This is a genomic window from Alteromonas abrolhosensis (assembly GCF_001953635.1).
Lineage (GTDB): Bacteria > Pseudomonadota > Gammaproteobacteria > Enterobacterales > Alteromonadaceae > Alteromonas > Alteromonas abrolhosensis.
Genome location: NZ_MEJH01000003.1, coordinates 14,253 through 31,602, shown reverse-complemented (window position 1 = coordinate 31,602; position 17,350 = coordinate 14,253). Strand labels below are relative to the sequence as shown.

14 protein-coding genes are annotated in these 17,350 nt (G+C 45.1%); 4 read left to right on the top strand and 10 right to left on the bottom strand.

The window, feature by feature from the left end; all coding sequences use genetic code 11:
* The 6 genes from leuB to mutS all read right to left on the bottom strand — a co-directional run bounded on the left by leuB (position 1) and on the right by mutS (position 9,750).
* Positions 1–1,098, bottom strand: a complete 1,098-nt coding sequence (leuB, locus tag BGK61_RS02270) for a 3-isopropylmalate dehydrogenase (protein WP_076011853.1) — start codon at positions 1,096–1,098, stop codon at positions 1–3.
* On the bottom strand, positions 1,099–2,658 hold the full coding sequence (leuA, locus tag BGK61_RS02265) for a 2-isopropylmalate synthase (protein ID WP_076011852.1): 1,560 nt from the start codon (positions 2,656–2,658) through the stop codon (positions 1,099–1,101).
* 449 nt (positions 2,659–3,107) lie between these two features.
* Positions 3,108–3,842: a hypothetical protein gene (locus BGK61_RS02260; protein ID WP_076011851.1), complete on the bottom strand. Its 735-nt coding sequence runs from the start codon at positions 3,840–3,842 to the stop codon at positions 3,108–3,110.
* A 147-nt stretch (positions 3,843–3,989) separates the two neighbouring features.
* Positions 3,990–5,282 carry a phosphopyruvate hydratase gene (gene eno / locus BGK61_RS02255; RefSeq protein ID WP_039230614.1) on the bottom strand — a complete coding sequence of 431 codons (1,293 nt, stop codon included), beginning with the start codon at positions 5,280–5,282 and terminating at the stop codon, positions 3,990–3,992.
* 58 nt (positions 5,283–5,340) lie between these two features.
* Positions 5,341–6,972, bottom strand: coding sequence for a CTP synthase (locus BGK61_RS02250; protein WP_014948503.1), 1,632 nt, complete (start codon positions 6,970–6,972; stop codon positions 5,341–5,343).
* A gap of 156 nt (positions 6,973–7,128) precedes the next feature.
* Positions 7,129–9,750 (bottom strand): DNA mismatch repair protein MutS, encoded by a 2,622-nt coding sequence (gene mutS, locus BGK61_RS02245; protein ID WP_076011850.1) that lies wholly within the window; start codon positions 9,748–9,750, stop codon positions 7,129–7,131.
* 143 nt (positions 9,751–9,893) lie between these two features.
* Between mutS and BGK61_RS02240 the strand changes: the two genes are divergently transcribed.
* The 4 genes from BGK61_RS02240 to BGK61_RS02225 all read left to right on the top strand — a co-directional run bounded on the left by BGK61_RS02240 (position 9,894) and on the right by BGK61_RS02225 (position 13,910).
* Positions 9,894–10,433, top strand: a complete 540-nt coding sequence (locus BGK61_RS02240; RefSeq protein WP_076011849.1) for a CinA family protein — start codon at positions 9,894–9,896, stop codon at positions 10,431–10,433.
* Between the two features lie 120 nt (positions 10,434–10,553).
* Positions 10,554–11,600: a recombinase RecA gene (gene recA, locus BGK61_RS02235; RefSeq protein WP_076011848.1), complete on the top strand. Its 1,047-nt coding sequence runs from the start codon at positions 10,554–10,556 to the stop codon at positions 11,598–11,600.
* A 308-nt stretch (positions 11,601–11,908) separates the two neighbouring features.
* Positions 11,909–12,730 (top strand): ABC transporter ATP-binding protein, encoded by an 822-nt coding sequence (locus BGK61_RS02230; RefSeq protein WP_014997518.1) that lies wholly within the window; start codon positions 11,909–11,911, stop codon positions 12,728–12,730.
* Positions 12,714–13,910: an ABC transporter permease gene (locus BGK61_RS02225; protein ID WP_014997519.1), complete on the top strand. Its 1,197-nt coding sequence runs from the start codon at positions 12,714–12,716 to the stop codon at positions 13,908–13,910. The genes BGK61_RS02230 and BGK61_RS02225 overlap by 17 nt, the downstream gene beginning before the upstream one ends.
* A gap of 137 nt (positions 13,911–14,047) precedes the next feature.
* Here BGK61_RS02225 and BGK61_RS02220 read toward each other — a convergent pair whose 3' ends face one another.
* From BGK61_RS02220 to BGK61_RS02205, 4 genes are read right to left on the bottom strand one after another with little or no spacing between them, the layout of a single operon-like run.
* The gene (locus BGK61_RS02220; RefSeq protein WP_076011847.1) at positions 14,048–15,268 is read right to left on the bottom strand and encodes an ATP-binding protein; all 1,221 of its coding nucleotides are present in this window, start codon (positions 15,266–15,268) and stop codon (positions 14,048–14,050) included.
* Positions 15,265–15,969: a response regulator gene (locus BGK61_RS02215; RefSeq protein WP_076011846.1), complete on the bottom strand. Its 705-nt coding sequence runs from the start codon at positions 15,967–15,969 to the stop codon at positions 15,265–15,267. Before BGK61_RS02215 ends, BGK61_RS02220 begins: the two co-directional genes overlap by 4 nt.
* Positions 15,969–16,346, bottom strand: a complete 378-nt coding sequence (locus tag BGK61_RS02210) for a DUF3019 domain-containing protein (protein ID WP_076011845.1) — start codon at positions 16,344–16,346, stop codon at positions 15,969–15,971. The genes BGK61_RS02215 and BGK61_RS02210 overlap by 1 nt, the downstream gene beginning before the upstream one ends.
* 9 nt (positions 16,347–16,355) lie before the next feature.
* Positions 16,356–17,216 (bottom strand): MipA/OmpV family protein, encoded by an 861-nt coding sequence (locus BGK61_RS02205; RefSeq protein WP_157888781.1) that lies wholly within the window; start codon positions 17,214–17,216, stop codon positions 16,356–16,358.
* Positions 17,217–17,350: the final 134 nt, after the last annotated feature.

The following is a 17,350-nucleotide window of genomic DNA, read 5'->3' as shown; positions in this document are numbered from 1 at the left end:
TTACTCCTGCGCCATTAATTGTTTAACGATTTCATCGCCTACTTGCGACGTGCTTGCCGCTTGGCTGCGTTTATCTGCAGGTAATAACTCGCCCGTAAGTACTCCTGCTTCTAGCGTTGCCACTACTGCCTTTTCAATTGCGTCGGCAGCATCATTCAAGTTCATGCTGAAACGCAGCATCATGGCGGCCGATAAAATTTGTGCGATAGGGTTAGCAATGCCTTGCCCTGCAATATCTGGGGCCGAACCGCCTGCTGGCTCATAAAGGCCAAAGCCATCTTCGTTCATACTTGCCGATGGCAACAAGCCCATAGAGCCTGTCATCATGGCGCATTCATCAGAAACGATATCGCCAAAAAGGTTTGAACACAGCATTACATCGAACTGCGCTGGGTTCTTCATAATCTGCATAGTGGCATTGTCGATGTAGATATGGTCAAGTTCTACATCTGGATAGTCTTTCGCTACTTCTTCAGTAATTTCACGCCATAAACGGCTGGTTACCAGTACGTTGGCTTTGTCTACCGACGTCACTTTGCCGCGACGCTTTTGCGCTGCTTCAAACGCCGCAATCGCAATACGGCGAATTTCACGTTTGCTATAGCGCATGGTGTCATACGCGAACTCTTCTTCGCCTTCACCTTCTCGGCCTTTAGGCTGACCAAAGTAAATACCGCTGGTTAGCTCACGGACAACTAAAACGTCTACGCCCGATTTAGCAATGTCTTCGCGAAGGGGAGACAGGCTTTCAAGGCCCGGATAAATGCGAGCTGGGCGCAAGTTGCTGAACAGGTCAAAATGACTGCGAAGGGTAAGTAGTGCGGCACGCTCTGGACGTTGTTCTAACGGCAAGGTGTCCCACTTAGGGCCACCGATACTGCCAAACAAGATCGCATCGGCTTGCTCACAGCCCAATAGCGTTTTTGAGGGTAGCGCTTCGCCTTCAGTATCAATGGCGTAGCCACCCACAGGATATGCAGTGCGGTTGAGGGTGACGTTAAACTTCTTTTCAACAGCATCTAAAACCTTATTGGCTTCCTGCATAACTTCTGGGCCGATACCGTCTCCGGCTAATACGGCAATTGAATACTGGCTCATTTATACTCCTGCAACGCGTTCTTGTTGATTTTTTTGCTGATCAATTTGATCGGCCAAATATGTGTTGTTTAATACAAAGATAAGGGCTTTAACGCCGGCTTCCACAATATCTGTAGCCAGGCCGATTCCATGGAAACGACGGCCTTTATATGTAGCGATAACGCTCACTTGCGCCAAAGCGTCGGCACCTTCACCTTTTGAATCTAGTTTAAAGTCCACAACTTCTAAATCTTCGTGACCTAGTATAGACATGATGGCCTTATAAGCCGCATCTACCGGGCCGTTTCCAATGCTAGACTGGGTAATCTCTTCAGTGCCCACTTTCATTTTAACGGTAGCGCTTGGAATGATTTCACGCCCTGAATTAGCTTGAAGATAAAGCAACTGGAAGTGTGCTTGGTCGTGCTTTTGCTTATCGAAGAACAACAAGGCTTCAAGGTCGTAATCGTATACTTGGCCTTTTTTATCCGCTAACTTTAAGAAGGCGTCATACACCGCTTCTAAGTCATAGTCTTCGGTTTTATAGCCAAGTTCGGTTAAGCGATGCTTAATCACATGACGGCCAGAGCGTGACGTTAAGTTTAGGTTGTTCTTATTAATGCCCACACTTTCTGGGGTCATAATTTCATAGGTATTTTGCGCTTTTAAGACACCGTCTTGGTGAATACCAGATGAATGGCTAAACGCATTTGCGCCAACAATGGCTTTGTTTGACTGAACTGGCATATTACAAAGCTGGCTGACTAACTTAGATGTGCGCGAAATTTCAGTAGAATTAATGTTAGTTTCAAAGCCCAACATGTTCTTACGGGTTTGTAAGATCATGGCAATTTCTTCAAGTGAAGCGTTACCAGCACGCTCGCCAATACCGTTTATCGTACATTCAACCTGTCTGGCACCTTGCTCAACAGCTGCTAATGAATTTGCTACCGCTAAGCCCAAGTCGTTGTGACAATGTACTGAAATGGTTGCTTTATCGATATTTGGAACGCGATTGAACAATTGCTGAATAATACCGCCAAACTCTGTAGGTATTGTGTAGCCTACGGTGTCCGGAATATTTACCGTCGTTGCGCCAGCGTTAATAGCAGCTTCAACCATTCGGCATAGGTAATCAATATGGGTACGCCCCGCATCTTCACAGGAAAACTCTACATCGTCAGTATACTTACGTGCATGTTTCACTGCGGCTACAGCCATATCTACAATTTCATCTTGTGACTTGCGAAGCTTGGCACCTACGTGAATCTCTGACGTTGCGATGAAGGTGTGAATTCTGAATTGCTCAGCAACGCTTAATGCTTGTCCGCATGCATCAATGTCACCCGGCAATGCGCGAGATAGGCCACAAACGATAGAGTTCTTAACTTCTTTTGCAATCATTTGTACAGAGCGAAAATCGCCTGGAGAAGAGACAGGAAAGCCAGCTTCGATAATGTCTACGCCTAACCGTTCGAGCGCCAGCGCGATCTGCAATTTCTCTTTGGCACTTAGGCTTGCAGGTAAGGCCTGCTCACCGTCTCGCAATGTGGTATCAAAGATCTTCACTTGATTTGTCATGACGCTCTCTCAGTTGAGTAGTTAAAAAAAAACCCGTGCTTGGCACGGGTTTTTGTGAAATTAAATCGCTGGTCGCAATCTACCCGTGCAGTCTGGCTGCCATAAGGAGTAGAGATAGAAGAAGGAAACGAATACGCATGAGCTGTTGTTTCTTTGCTGACCAAGTTGATAGCGACAATGTACCCATGTGGCATGAAGAGGTCAACCATTGTTTACGATAATGAGTATATTTTTCGTGTATAAATACTTTCTTTTAATTATTTAGGATGCGCATCCTAACGGTCTTCGTTATCAGTAAGCATGGCTAGCAATATCTGTCATTTCAAAGGGCTTTAAGTTTTAACTGCAGGGTTGGTTAGGATGTTCGTACTAATTTTGTCTATAGAGGTGAAATGTGAATCTTGGCTATTTATGCTTTTTAAGTGGGTTTTTATTCTATATAAGCCTTGTTATTTGCTAAGTAACGTAAAGTTCTTCCAATTGATTTGAGTAGATAAGCGCATTTCGCGAAGGGATAAGGCACGGGGTGAACGCTTGGATTTAAAGCTCCATGCGTGGCCACAGCATGCAGCGGTCATTATCGCCTTTGAAGGCCGCAATAGTATTTTGTTTTGAACTGAAAGTGCCGTAGCCGCTTCCAATTCATCGCGTAGTGTTGTTGAGTGAATGCATTCACCCGAGTTAGCAAACCATCCATTTTTGTTCAGATGGAGCTGGGTATTGTCTTGATTTACCATATCAATGGAATCAAGCTCAATGTGAGAACCTTCCATATTTAAAATTAAAACAGGTACAACAAGACCATACCTAGCGTTTTTCGTATACCACGCTTCTCGCTTCTCTACATCGTCTAAATGATTAATGCCGGGGCACTTTGCAGATTGCTTGGCATACCAACTTCCATTATGTGTATCTGTTTTTAGTGGGGATGGATTGTTTGAACTGCCGTTATTTACCATATATCGAGCAATAGCTTTCACGTGATAGGGAAGCCCACCCATTCGACGTTTAAGCAGCGATAGGTTTTTTATCTCGCTATGAGCTAGAGAGACGATTTCTCTTTCATACAGAGCAGTACATATTTCATTGAATTGAGGGTGGCTTCCGCCGAGTTCACCAGCTTCACTGAAAAAGCCAACTTGGGAGTTGGATAAAGAGTGGGAAAGTTTGTCGCCTGAAGCCATCGGGATTATCAAATACCTGTCTAAAGTTATTTAACCCTAGCAAGATTAAGCGCTTGTTGCTACACGGTTTCATTAAACAATACGAAAAAATAGACACAAAAAAAGCCGCTATAGAAAGCGGCTTTTCATCATATTCTCAGGCGTCAACTATTGGCCTTTGATTTCGCTACGGCCTTTGTAAGTTGCAGCGTCACCTAGTGCTTCTTCAATTCGAAGTAATTGGTTGTACTTAGCAACACGGTCAGAACGGCATAGTGAACCCGTCTTGATTTGGCCCGCCGCTGTACCTACTGCTAGGTCGGCAATAGTGGCGTCTTCAGTTTCACCAGAGCGGTGAGAGATAACCGCTGTAAAGCCCGCATCTTTCGCCATCTTAATAGCGTTAAGGGTTTCAGTCAGTGAACCGATTTGATTGAACTTGATAAGGATTGAGTTACCAATACCGTTATCAATACCGCGCTTAAGAATTTTAGTGTTAGTTACAAACAAGTCGTCACCAACTAGCTGTACTTTGTCACCAATCTTCTTAGTTAGGCTTGCCCATCCGTCCCAGTCGCTCTCGTCCAGACCGTCTTCAATAGATACAATTGGGTATTGTGAAGAAAGGTCAGCAAGGTAGTCGCCAAACGCTTCTGAATCGAAGCTCTTATCTTCGCCAGATAGTACGTATTTGCCATCTTTATAGAATTCAGACGCCGCGCAGTCTAGTGCAAGGGTAATGTCTTCATTCATTTTGTAGCCAGCGTTTTCAACGGCTTCTACGATTACTGCAAGCGCTTCAGCGTTTGAGCTAAGGTTAGGGGCAAAACCACCTTCGTCGCCAACTGCTGTGTTAAGGCCTTTAGCAGACAGTACTTTCTTAAGAGCGTGGAAGATTTCTGCACCCATACGTAGTGCTTCTTTGAAGCTCTTTGCGCCAACAGGCTGAACCATGAACTCTTGAATGTCTACGTTGTTGTCAGCGTGCTCACCACCGTTGATGATGTTCATCATTGGTACTGGCATAGAGAATTGACCAGATGTACCGTTTAGGTCTGCAATGTGCTCGTAAAGTGCTACGCCTTTCTCTGCTGCCGCTGCTTTCGCTACTGCAAGTGAAACCGCTAGGATTGCGTTCGCGCCAAGGGTTTCTTTGTTTTCAGTGCCATCAAGGTCAATCATGATGCCGTCGATATCAGCTTGCGCTAGTGCATCTTTACCGATAAGTGCTGGCGCGATGGTATCGTTAACTGCTGCAACTGCCTTTGTTACACCTTTACCTAAGTAACGAGACTTGTCGCCGTCGCGTAGCTCTAGTGCTTCGCGGCTACCAGTAGATGCACCAGAAGGTGCTGCAGCTCGGCCCATTACGCCTGATTCTAAGTAAACATCTGCTTCTACGGTAGGGTTTCCGCGTGAATCTAAGATTTCGCGTCCGATAATGCGACTAATTTTCGCCATGTTTTTTCCTCAACAATTGAATGGGGCGCAACGGGAGAGAGCGCCCTTTTATTAGAAATTAGTGATTTTCTTTCTGGTATTTTCCTGCCGCAGCAACGAAACCAGTGAATAATGGGTGTCCATCCCGAGGAGTTGATGTGAACTCAGGGTGGAATTGGCCCGCAATGAACCAAGGATGATCAGGGATTTCTACCACTTCTACAAGTCGCTTGTCAGTGGACAAACCACTTACCTTTAATCCAGCTGCTTCGATTTGGTCGCGTAGGTTATTGTTCACTTCATAACGGTGACGGTGACGCTCATAAATCTCTGTGCTGCCATACATCTCATGCACTTTTGTACCGTCTATAAGATGGCAAAGCTGGCTGCCTAAGCGCATAGTTCCGCCAAGATCTGAGTTTTCAGTGCGAGTTTCAGTTGTACCGGCTGCGTCTAACCACTCAGTGATTAGGCCCACAACAGGATAAGGCGTTTCAGGGTCGAACTCTGTGCTGTTCGCATTTTCCATACCTGCAACATTGCGCGCGTACTCGATAAGCGCTACCTGCATACCTAAGCAAATGCCAAGGTAAGGGACTTTGTTTTCACGGGCATAACGAGCAGCAGCAATTTTACCTTCTATACCGCGTTCGCCAAAGCCGCCAGGCACCAAGATAGCATCTAGTTTTTCTAGAATTTGGGTACCTTTACTTTCCACGTCTTGTGAGTCGATGTGGTGAATATTCACGGTCAGACGATTTTTAAGGCCAGCGTGCTTAAGCGCTTCGTTTACAGACTTATAAGCGTCAGGTAGTTCAACATACTTGCCTACCATACCAATATTAACTTCAGCAGTAGGGTTAGACTCAGCGTAAAGTACTTGTTCCCACTCAGATAAGTCGGCTTCTTCACACTCAAGACCGAAACGGTCAACTACCAGCTGATCCATGCCTTGTGCTTTAAGTGCAGCAGGGATGCGGTAAATGCTGTCTACGTCTTTCAAAGAAATAACGGCTTTGTCAGCAACGTTTGTGAATAGGGCGATTTTCGAGCGCTCACTAGCCGGCAATGCACCTACTGAACGACAAACGAGAATGTCTGGTTGAATACCAATAGAGCGAAGCTCTTTTACCGAGTGCTGCGTAGGCTTAGTTTTTACTTCACCTGATGCTGGCATATAAGGCACAAGAGTTAAGTGCATGAACATAGCACGTTCACGGCCTACTTCGGTACCAAGCTGACGAATAGCTTCCAAGAAAGGTTGTGACTCGATATCACCAACGGTTCCGCCTACTTCAACAATAGCTACATCATGACCTTCAGCACCTTCAATTACGCGGCGCTTAATTTCATTGGTGATATGAGGAATAACCTGAATGGTTGCGCCAAGGTAATCACCGCGACGCTCGCGCTTTAACACTTCTTCATATACACGGCCGGTAGTGAAGTTGTTGCGCTTAGTCATGCGGGTGCGAATAAAACGCTCATAGTGACCAAGATCAAGGTCGGTCTCAGCGCCGTCATCGGTAACAAATACTTCACCATGCTGGATAGGGCTCATAGTGCCCGGGTCGACATTGATGTAAGGGTCGAGTTTTAACATGGTTACGGTGAGACCGCGAGCTTCCAGAATTGCGGCCAACGATGCTGCAGCAATACCTTTACCTAGCGATGAAACTACACCACCGGTGACGAAAATATAATTTGTCATGCGAAACCTAGAACGTTTGGGTTGTATGGTAAATATAGGCTGAGTTTAGAACAAAACCAGCTACACTTTGGACGGGGCGATAGTATACGCAAATTCATGTGGGCAGACAATCAATTTGCCCACATGATGCGCAATTTATACGCGCTTAAGCTTGGTTTAAGACTGGCTCAGGCGCTTAAGTGTGTAGATAAGGTCTAGCGCTTGGCGCGGTGATAACTCATCGGGTGATAAGTTTTCAAGGGCTTCTACAACCGGGTGTGGCTTATCAGGGAACAGCATTTCAGCTTGGCCTTTGGTATTTGATGTGGCTTTACCTGATGCGCTTGTTTTATTTCCACCTTTTGCCGAGCTCTTCGCTACAAAAGACTCATCGCTGACTTTCTCTGATCCGTCTTCCGTGCTGGTCATAAGGTGTGATGATTCCAACACCGCAAGTTTTTGTTGCGCTGCTTTTATTACTGCTTTGGGTACGCCTGCAAGTTGGGCGACTTGTAAACCAAAGCTTTTGCTCGCCGCACCTTCTGACACGGTATGCATGAAGCGTATGGTATCTTCAAACTCCATCGCGTCTAAGTGCACATTCACTACGCCACTTTGCGTTTCTGGAAGTTCAGTAAGTTCGAAATAATGCGTGGCAAAAAGCGTATAAGCATTTAGCTGTTTTGCCAAATAACTCGCGCATGCCCACGCCAGAGACAATCCATCATAGGTACTGGTACCACGGCCTATTTCATCCATTAATACCAGCGAGTTTTCTGTGGCATTGTTGAGAATGTTCGCCGTCTCTGTCATCTCAACCATGAAGGTAGAACGACCTGAGGCTAAGTCATCTGATGCGCCTATACGGGTAAAGATGCGATCAAGCTTTCCTATGTGGGCATTTTCTGCAGGTACAAAACTGCCAATACAGGCTAGTAACGCAATCAGCGCTGTCTGGCGCATGTAAGTTGATTTACCGCCCATGTTCGGGCCAGTAATAATCAGCATGCGGCGCTCGGTATCTAGCTGTAGCGGGTTGGCAATGAAGGGGTCTTTCATTACATTCTCAACCACAGGGTGGCGGCCGGCATCATAAGTAAGCGCACATTCTTGACTCAAGTGAGGTCGATACCAATCAAGGGAGACTGCGCGTTCGGCAAAACAGCACAGCACGTCGAGCTTGGCTAGAGCCGCGGCAGTTTCAATTAAGTTGTTTAAGTGTGGCGCAAAGTTGTCGAATAAGGCTTCGTAAAGCTGCTTTTCAAGAGCAAGTGCAGCACCCTGACTGCTTAGCACTTTATCTTCGTGCTCTTTAAGTTCTGGCGTTATATAACGTTCAGTGTTTTTAAGGGTTTGTCTTCGAATATATTCAGCAGGCGCTAATGCACTGTTCGCCCGGCTAATTTCAATAAAGAACCCGTGAACTTTGTTATAGCCCACTTTTAGCGTAGAAATGCCGGTGCGCTCGCGCTCACGTTGTTCCATAGCGTCTAAGTAGTCGGTAGCTCCTTGTGATAGCTTACGCAATTCATCAAGTTCGGCGTTGTAGCCCTCGGCAATTATGCCGCCATCGCGTATTACCACTGGTGGGTTATCGATAATGGCATCATTTAACAGAGCTTGAAGCTCAGGGTAAGTGCCAATGGTTTCGCTAATACTTCGGATTTGCCCTGTGTCGAACCGAGCTAGAGCATCTTGTAAGTCAGGCAGGGCGTTAAAGGCATTTTTTAGGCGAGCGAAGTCGCGTGGTCTCGCTGAACGAAGGGCTAAGCGCGCCATAATACGTTCTATATCACCAATGTGTTTGAGCGCTGCGCGAATATCTTCAGGGTCATCATTAATAAACGTTTCAACAGCATCTAAGCGGCTGTGCAGTTCATGTTGGTCGGTTAAAGGCGAGTGAATAACACGCTGTAGCATACGACTACCCATGGCCGTAGTGGTGGTATCCATCACGCTGAACAGCGTATTTTCCTGTCCGCCCGACAAATTATGGGTAAGTTCTAGGTTTCTGCGGGTGGCAGCATCAAGCTGCACGCGGCTGTCTTGCTGTTCGGTCTGAATGCGACGAATGTGAGGCAGAGCAGTGCGCTGGGTATCCTTTACATATTGTAAAACGCAGCCCGCTGCGCCTAAGCCTTTAGTGACGCCTTTTATTCCAAAGCCATCTAATGTTTTGGTTTCAAACTGCGCGTTTAATTGCTCTGAGGCGGTATCAATGTCGAATTCCCATTCAGGACGGCGTCTAAGTCCTTTGCGGTTTTCAACCAAAGCTAAGCTTTCAAATCCTTCGGGGTAGAGCAGTTCAGCTGGATTAATGCGCTGAATTTCAGCAAGTAAGCTTTCATCGCTGTCACATTCAAACACAACAAAACGACCGCTTGTAACATCTAGGGTTGCCAGACCATAGTGCATACTGTGACCACAAACGGCGGCCAAGATATTATCGCGACGTTCTTCTAACAGCGCTTCGTCAGTGACTGTACCAGGCGTAACAATACGTTGTACCGCGCGTTCAACAGGGCCTTTACTGGTGGCTGGGTCGCCTACCTGTTCGCAAATGGCTACTGACTCACCCATTTTCACTAAGCGAGACAGGTAGCTTTCTACGGCGTGATAAGGCACACCTGCCATGGGAATGGGTTCACCACCAGATTTTCCTCTGGCTGTTAATGAAATATCCAGTAATTCAGCAGCTTTTTTGGCATCGTCGTAAAACAACTCATAAAAGTCGCCCATGCGATAAAACAGTAAAATATTCGGATGCTGCGCCTTAATAGTCAGGTATTGGCGCATCATAGGAGTATGTGATTCCAAAAAATGCCTCTGCGAATTTGTTGCTGGGTTTAATGCCTGTTGAGGGGAATAAATGATAAACTCACGCCCACTAAGATCAAGCGAAGATCTGATAAAGCACAACAGGTGTAATTAGGTATATCCAAATGAGCACAACATTTTCAACTGATTCGACAGCAAACGCCACCCCTTTAACACTTGATAGCGCATTATCTGCGCAAGTCCATGTGTTGGGTGACGCACTCAGGAACAAAGGTTGGACCGTATCGAGCGCCGAGTCGTGTACGGGCGGAGGTGTCGCTTTTGCTTTTACCAGTGTGGCAGGTAGTTCTGATTGGTTTAACCAATCCTGGGTGACGTACTCTAATGACGCAAAGCGAAGCGTTCTGGGGGTAACAGAACAGACGTTAAAAGAGTACGGCGCGGTGTCGAAGCTAACGGTTAAAGAAATGGCTGAAGGCGTGCGCCGTAACAGCGGTGCGCAACTTGTTGTAACGGTTAGCGGCATTGCCGGCCCTGGCGGTGGCAGCGAAGAAAAACCGGTGGGCACTGTGTGGTTTGGCTTTTTGTGTGGGGAGCACGAAGTGCAAATCAAACAGGTTTTCTGCGGCAATCGCGACGAGGTTCGTCAACACGCTATTAGCTTTGCTATTACTCAGTTAATTAAAATGTTGAGTGAAAATTAAAAACACTGGTTGAAACTGTATGCTTGTACAGTATAGAATGTGATCATTATTTGGTAATTTCATAAAAGACATGGAAAACACCAATACAGAATTTAACCGCAAATCCTAGAGGATATTTACGTGGACGATAACAAATCAAAAGCTTTAACCGCCGCAGTTGGCCAAATTGAAAAGCAATTTGGTAAAGGCGCTATCATGCGCTTAGGCGATAACCAAGCCATGGATATTGAAGCGATTTCTACTGGCTCACTTACCATTGATATCGCTCTAGGTATAGGCGGTTTGCCATGTGGACGTGTTGTTGAAATCTACGGACCTGAATCATCAGGTAAAACCACGCTGACACTTCAAGTTATTGCTGAAGCCCAGCGCAAGGGTAAAACCTGTGCTTTCGTTGATGCTGAACACGCCCTAGACCCGGTATATGCTGAGAAACTTGGCGTAAACATCGACGAACTATTGGTATCTCAGCCTGATACTGGTGAGCAAGCGCTAGAAATTTGCGACATGCTTGTACGTTCAGGTGCAGTAGATGTTGTTATTGTTGACTCGGTAGCGGCGCTTACACCTAAAGCAGAAATTGAAGGTGACATGGGTGATTCTCACGTTGGTCTTCAGGCGCGTCTAATGTCGCAAGCGTTGCGTAAGCTTACTGCAAACATCAAGCGTTCAAATACACTGTGTATCTTCATTAACCAAATTCGTATGAAGATTGGTGTTATGTTTGGTAACCCAGAAACTACAACCGGTGGTAACGCGCTTAAGTTCTACTCTTCTGTTCGTCTTGATATTCGCCGTATTGGTGCAGTAAAAGAAGGCGACGAGGTAGTTGGTAACGAAACTCGCGTTAAGGTAGTGAAAAATAAAGTTGCACCTCCGTTTAAGCAAGCTGAATTTATGATCCGCTACGGCGAAGGTATCAGCAAAGAAGCTGAACTTATTGACCTTGGTGTTAAGCAAAAGCTAGTTGATAAAGCGGGTGCTTGGTACAGCTACAAGGGTGACCGCATTGGTCAAGGTAAAGCGAACGTGATGAAGTTCTTAAAAGAGAACCCTGAGATCGCAAATGAGATCGAAACTAAGATCCGCCAAGAGCTATTGCTTTCTAAGACAGTTAAAGCAGAAGAGGCGCTTCCTCAACACGAAGACGATGTGCTTCCTGAGTAAATCGAACGCCTAATCAAAATTTAAGAACCCACCGCTTGGTGGGTTTTTTTATGGCTTAGCTACAGAATAAATTGAGAAATATTTATTAACACTTAATGTCGGATTGAAACTTGTGCAACAAATAAAAACAAGGAATGCTGTAATAAATATCTTTATGTGCAGACTACTAGGTTGTGATGGCTATTAATGACGAACTTAGATAAGTACGCCACAACAATTAGAACGGCATAATTTGCGGCTACAGCAAAGCAAGCCTACAACAATAACGAACGATGTTGACTGTTAACACGTGAGAAGAGGGAAGGGAAATGATTGAAATATCAGGCCTTGCTAAGCGTTTTGAGGTGGAAAACCCGAAAAAGCTTAGTGAACAAGAAAAAAAGGACCCGCGATTAAAAGGGCGCTATTTCCAATCGGTAAGGGATGTGTCGTTTACTTGCGAAAAAGGACAAGTACTTGGTTTATTAGGACCAAATGGAGCAGGTAAAACAACTACACTTCGCATGCTTTCAACAGCACTCAAACCTGATAGCGGAAAAGTTATTATTGGTGGTGAGGATGTGCTTACTAACCCTAATATTGCCCGTAAAAAAATTGGCTTTTTATCTAGTTCCACAGGCCTTTACGGTCGTTTGAGTGGCCGGGAGAATATTAGCTACTTCGGTGAGTTGCACGGTATTCCAAAAAATGTGATTAACGCGCGTATTGAAGAATTAGCTGACTTGCTCGATATGCAAACCTTTCTTGATAGACGTGCTGAGAATTTCTCGTCAGGGATGAAACAAAAAGTCTCTATTGCCCGTGCTGTTATACACGAGCCTGAACTGGTGGTACTTGATGAACCTACTACCGGCCTTGATATTATGGCTACCAGTACCGTGATGGAATTCATTCAACGCCTTAAAGATAAAGGTACCCCGGTTATTTTCTCTACTCACCATCTTGATGAGGTGCAAACCCTTTGCGATAAGGTGACCGTGATTAACCAAGGTGAAACAGTATTTAACGATTCGCTAGCTGCCTTTAGCGCTTTGTCTGGTAATGACGGGGCTGGCGGGCAAATGCATAAGAGCTTCCTAAAAACACTATCAATGGATTCTGAGGAGATGGGCAATGTGGTTAATCTTTAAAAAGGAATTCAAAGAGCTATTACGGGATAAGAAAACCATCATATTCATGATTGGTTTACCGCTTTTATTGTTCCCAGCGATTTTCGGTGTCGCGTTCTTTTTCATGAGTTCAGCGGCGGATAAAGCTGAAAATAAAGTACTGAAATACGCGATAGTTGGTGAAGCGTATGCACCAGCAATTGTTCAGTCTTTTAATGACGCATCAGATAAATTCGAATCAGTTGCGATTGGCGATGAGACTGACTACGCCAAACTCATCAAAAACGAAACATTAGATTTTGTGCTGGTTATTCCTGAAACCTTTGATAGTGACGTTTTGCGTTCAGGTCAGCATAAAATTGAGCTTTATCTCAACGATGCTGGTCTTAATAAGGTGATGGGGCGTGTATCCGACATCATTGATGAATATACCGATGCTTTTCAACAGACCGCTTTTGCGCAGCTTAATCTAGATGAAACTCAGCAAGAGGCTTTGTTGAAGCCAATCAAAATAGAAAAGCAAAATGTCGCCGACGATCGCGAAGTGTGGGGTGAACGCTTAGGCGGTATGTTGCCATATTTCATTTTTATCTTGTGCCTTCAAGGCGCTATGGCTCCAGCGGCTGACTTAGGTGCTGGTGAGAAAGAGCGGGGTACATTAGAAACATTACTTATATCACCGATGGACCGTCATAAGCTGGTACTGGGTAAATTCTTTACTATCGCTACTGCGGGTATAATTACTGCGCTTATTACGGTTTCTTCCATGGCTATATGGGGGCTGGTGTTATCACAAGGCATGGCCGTTGAGTTTGTGGTTAAGATCATGTCGATGATTGGTCTTGTAGACTTCTTGCTGATCTTCCTAATGTTGGTGCCGGTGGTGGCAGTGTTCGCCGCTATTCTGCTTTCACTATCAATTTATGCTCGCTCGTTTAAAGAAGCGCAAAGCTATATGGGGTCACTGATTATGGTGGTTATTTTCCCTGTAATTATAGCCATGATGCCTGGTGTAGAGCTTAAAGGCGGCTGGGTTTGGGTACCGCTGACTAACGTTGCCCTAGCGATGAAAGAGCTGTTCAAAGGTACCATGGACTACTTTGCACTCTTTGGCATATTTACGTCTACCGCAGTGATCGCAACCGGACTGATTTTCTTCTGTATCCATTGGTTTAACAAGGAAAAGGTCCTGTTTAGATAACGAGTATGATTTGAGTACTTTCTCAAATATATCAATACTATGACAAAAGCTGTTTGATGTTTGTTAATGCTCCCCGAGTAGTCGGATTATCCAACTATTCGGGGAAGTTAAATCAAACCAAACGGCTTTTTTAAAGTCTATTTTGGATAAGTCAGAACAAAGCTAGCCCCACCTAAAGCACTTGGCTTCACGCTTGCGTTCCCTTTATGCCAGTATTGAATTCGCTGTACAATGGCAAGCCCCAAACCTGCACCACCAGAGTATCGAACACGGCTATTGTCGGGTCGGTAAAAAGGTTCGAATATACGCTCTGCTAAACTCGGAGCTACACCGTCGCCGTCATCACTTACTGAAATAGTAATGGTATCTGGAGTTGACTGAATTTCGATTGCTACTTTACTGTGCGCATGTCGAATGGCATTGGTAAGGAGGTTAGACACAGCTCTCTCTACAAAATGGCCATCCCCTCGTAGTACCACGTTTTCTCCTATGACAGTTAACGATTTGTCAGTGGTCAAAGATAGACGCTCAATTAGGTTTTCACAGAGTTCCTTCGTCGGTATATCCGAGATGCTAAGCTCGGGTGTTATGGCATCGTACTGAGTGTAGTCCAGCATTTCTTGCACTAAGCCTTCTAGCTCATCGATATCCGCAAGGATCCCGTTCCAGGCTTCACTATTTGGTTTGGGGTTCATTTCCAGTGCAAACTTCAATCTTGCAATTGGGGTTCTAAATTCATGTGCCACTGCACCAGTCAATTCTCTTTGGTCTCGGAGCAGGCCGTGTACGCGCTCACTTAGCAGGTTAAGTCTATTCGCGATGGGCTGCATAATAGAACGCTTTTTAAGCGATATCGAAAGTTGCTCAGTCTCCTGTCCCAGATGACTAACTTCCCGTGTTATATGCGAAAGGTCACGCCATAGTGGCAACAACCACACTGCCATAGCTAAACCAAGAAGTACGAGGAATACAAGTAGGTATACGATCAGGTAGGGCGTCGATACTTTCTCGTAGGGTAACGTGAGTGCAATAAATTCCTCATTACCTATAGGGGCGTAGATATACTTGGCGTCTTCGTCGAACAATGTTATTGAACGTTTATCAGAAAATGCCCTTCGTTCAGCGTCTGACCATGCGACAGAGTCAATAGACTTTATTTCATAATTTACGTCAGTGGCTCGTAATTTATCTATTAGTAGCGACCTGTCTGAGACAACGAGCGGTAATATAGTTTCTAAGATGTGTGCTTCTTTCGTTTTTTCTTGGCTTTCATTGGGTAATACTAGCTCTAATGTGCTGCTAATAAGTACCAGCGCGATAGCTACGAAGAGGTAAAAGCTGACAAACAGGCGCGTCATTTATCTTCCCAAGCATCGCTAACAAAAAAGAAGCCTTTTCCCCATATTGTCTTAATGCGATAAGGGTTTTGAGGGTCATCGGAAAGTTTCTTTCTGAGTCTGGATACACGCACGTCGGCTGATCGATCTAGACCATCGTATTCACGGCCAATCAGTTTTCGATAAAGGGTAGTTCGGTCAACTACCTTTGACGCGTTGTCAGCAAGTAGGCACAATAAATCGAATTCGTGGCTAGTTAGCGTAATGACGTTATCTGCAAGCGTCACTCTACGTGAGGCTTTATCAATAGAAAGTGAACCAAAACGCAATACATCGCTGTTACTTTCTTGTGGTAACGCAGACATGGTTCGGCGTAATAATGCATTGATTCGCGCCAAAAGAACCCGGGGCTCTACGGGTTTAACAACATAGTCATCCGCACCGATTTCAAGCCCTATCACCTGATCAAAATCTTCATTTTTAGCAGTCATAAAAAGCAACGGGCCCGTATAGAATTGCCTTAGCTGATTACACAAAGCAAAGCCATCTTCACCGGGTAGCATGACATCAAGTATGACTATGTCTGGCGTGATAGATTTAACTAGTTCTACAAGGCCTTCACCGCAAGCGAGACGTGAAACGCTAAAGCCATTGCGTTCGAGGTACTCAACGACCAATGCTGCTAAACGCTCGTCATCTTCAACCAAAACTAGCTTCTTCATCAGAATAAACTCCATGGGTTTCTAACACGCCGGCGGTGTGTAGAGGCTTGTCGATATTTCACTTTTAGCATGACAGAAGGGGCTTTCTTGTCATCGTCACTCTTCAGTGTGAGTGTAGAGTCAGAATCTAACTCTAGCTCTAAATCGGTGGGGAGTTTATCAGGTGACCAACAACCTAGTATGCGATTGTTAATGTGTAAACAGTGCTCACTCGAACTCATTTCTGGGTAGGTCAGTGTAATAGGTAAAATGCAAATTTCACCTTTTTGAGCAGTGATGCACTCGTTAGGAAATGCCGAAAAAAGCGCGGGGCTCTTTTCTTTGGCGAAACTAGGTAGACAAAGTAATAGGAGAATGGCGAGCAGTAAAATACGCATTACTTCATCCTAAAATCGGTAGCCAACGCCAAAGAACATATTGGTAACATAGCGTTTTGACACCAGCGGACTGTCAGTCATCCCGCTGCCCAATGACGTAATTTGAATCCTACCCAGCCAATGCCAATGCTGATTTATAGGTTTGTTGAAAAGCAAACCTCCGGTAAATTGAAATGTGCTTCCCGCGCTATACCACAGGGTTTCATCACTAGTATCACGTTGGCTGATGCCGTAGTAATAATCTATTAGGTTGCTGCTTTTGTAGGTAACAGATAGATGTGTTGCGAGAGCCCAGTCTTGCCATTCGAAATCGTGCTGATACCTACCTGTTGCGCTAAAACCATTATGCACACCAAAAGCATCATGAATTACAGTGAACGACCACCTATCATTGTCGTTAAACCAATTCGTGCGCAATCCTGCATCGAGTGACCAATCGCGTTGTGCGATATCGTCAACAGAGATATAGCGAGGAGGGTCTTCCTCACCACCAGGGATTGGCGTACCTGCACCATCGGTAACAGTGTTTGTAGGTAAAAATATATTGCTTGGATGCCAAAATGCAAAATAAGCGCGTTCGGTGTTGGTGCGAACAAACACTTCGGTTGTCGAATCTTTATTGGGCTGCCATTGATAGCCAAACTCTCCATTGTCGAAGTAAGCGTGTTCTCCATACCAGGCAACGTCTGGCAATATAATCAAAGGAATAGCGTCGCCATCTACCAATGGGTTGGTACGAGCACCAGCACCAAAGGCCACGCCAATCGACCAGTTGTCTTCTTCAATGCATACAAGCTTGTTTTCACAAGCCAGTGCTGAGGCATGGAAAGCGCTCGCCAACAACAAAATAAGAAAAAAGCGCGAAAACACACAAAGTCCCTTTATCAAAATTGAGGTAATAAGATTACCAAACTGCTTCGAATGAAACAGTACCTGATTACAAATTGTCACATTTATATTCAGTTTGGATCTGATTGATATGCAATGCGAATCTATTATGGATT

Bases quoted from the DNA above. Each gene is read 5' to 3' on its own strand.
- leuB (WP_076011853.1), bottom strand. From the start codon at position 1,098: ATGAGCCAGTATTCAATTGCCGTATTAGCCGGAGACGGTATCGGCCCA.
- leuA (WP_076011852.1), bottom strand. From the start codon at position 2,658: ATGACAAATCAAGTGAAGATCTTTGATACCACATTGCGAGACGGTGAG.
- BGK61_RS02260 (WP_076011851.1), bottom strand. From the start codon at position 3,842: ATGGCTTCAGGCGACAAACTTTCCCACTCTTTATCCAACTCCCAAGTT.
- eno (WP_039230614.1), bottom strand. From the start codon at position 5,282: ATGGCGAAAATTAGTCGCATTATCGGACGCGAAATCTTAGATTCACGC.
- BGK61_RS02250 (WP_014948503.1), bottom strand. From the start codon at position 6,972: ATGACAAATTATATTTTCGTCACCGGTGGTGTAGTTTCATCGCTAGGT.
- mutS (WP_076011850.1), bottom strand. From the start codon at position 9,750: ATGATGCGCCAATACCTGACTATTAAGGCGCAGCATCCGAATATTTTA.
- BGK61_RS02240 (WP_076011849.1), top strand. From the start codon at position 9,894: ATGAGCACAACATTTTCAACTGATTCGACAGCAAACGCCACCCCTTTA.
- BGK61_RS02230 (WP_014997518.1), top strand. From the start codon at position 11,909: ATGATTGAAATATCAGGCCTTGCTAAGCGTTTTGAGGTGGAAAACCCG.
- BGK61_RS02225 (WP_014997519.1), top strand. From the start codon at position 12,714: ATGTGGTTAATCTTTAAAAAGGAATTCAAAGAGCTATTACGGGATAAG.
- BGK61_RS02220 (WP_076011847.1), bottom strand. From the start codon at position 15,268: ATGACGCGCCTGTTTGTCAGCTTTTACCTCTTCGTAGCTATCGCGCTG.
- BGK61_RS02215 (WP_076011846.1), bottom strand. From the start codon at position 15,969: ATGAAGAAGCTAGTTTTGGTTGAAGATGACGAGCGTTTAGCAGCATTG.
- BGK61_RS02210 (WP_076011845.1), bottom strand. From the start codon at position 16,346: ATGCGTATTTTACTGCTCGCCATTCTCCTATTACTTTGTCTACCTAGT.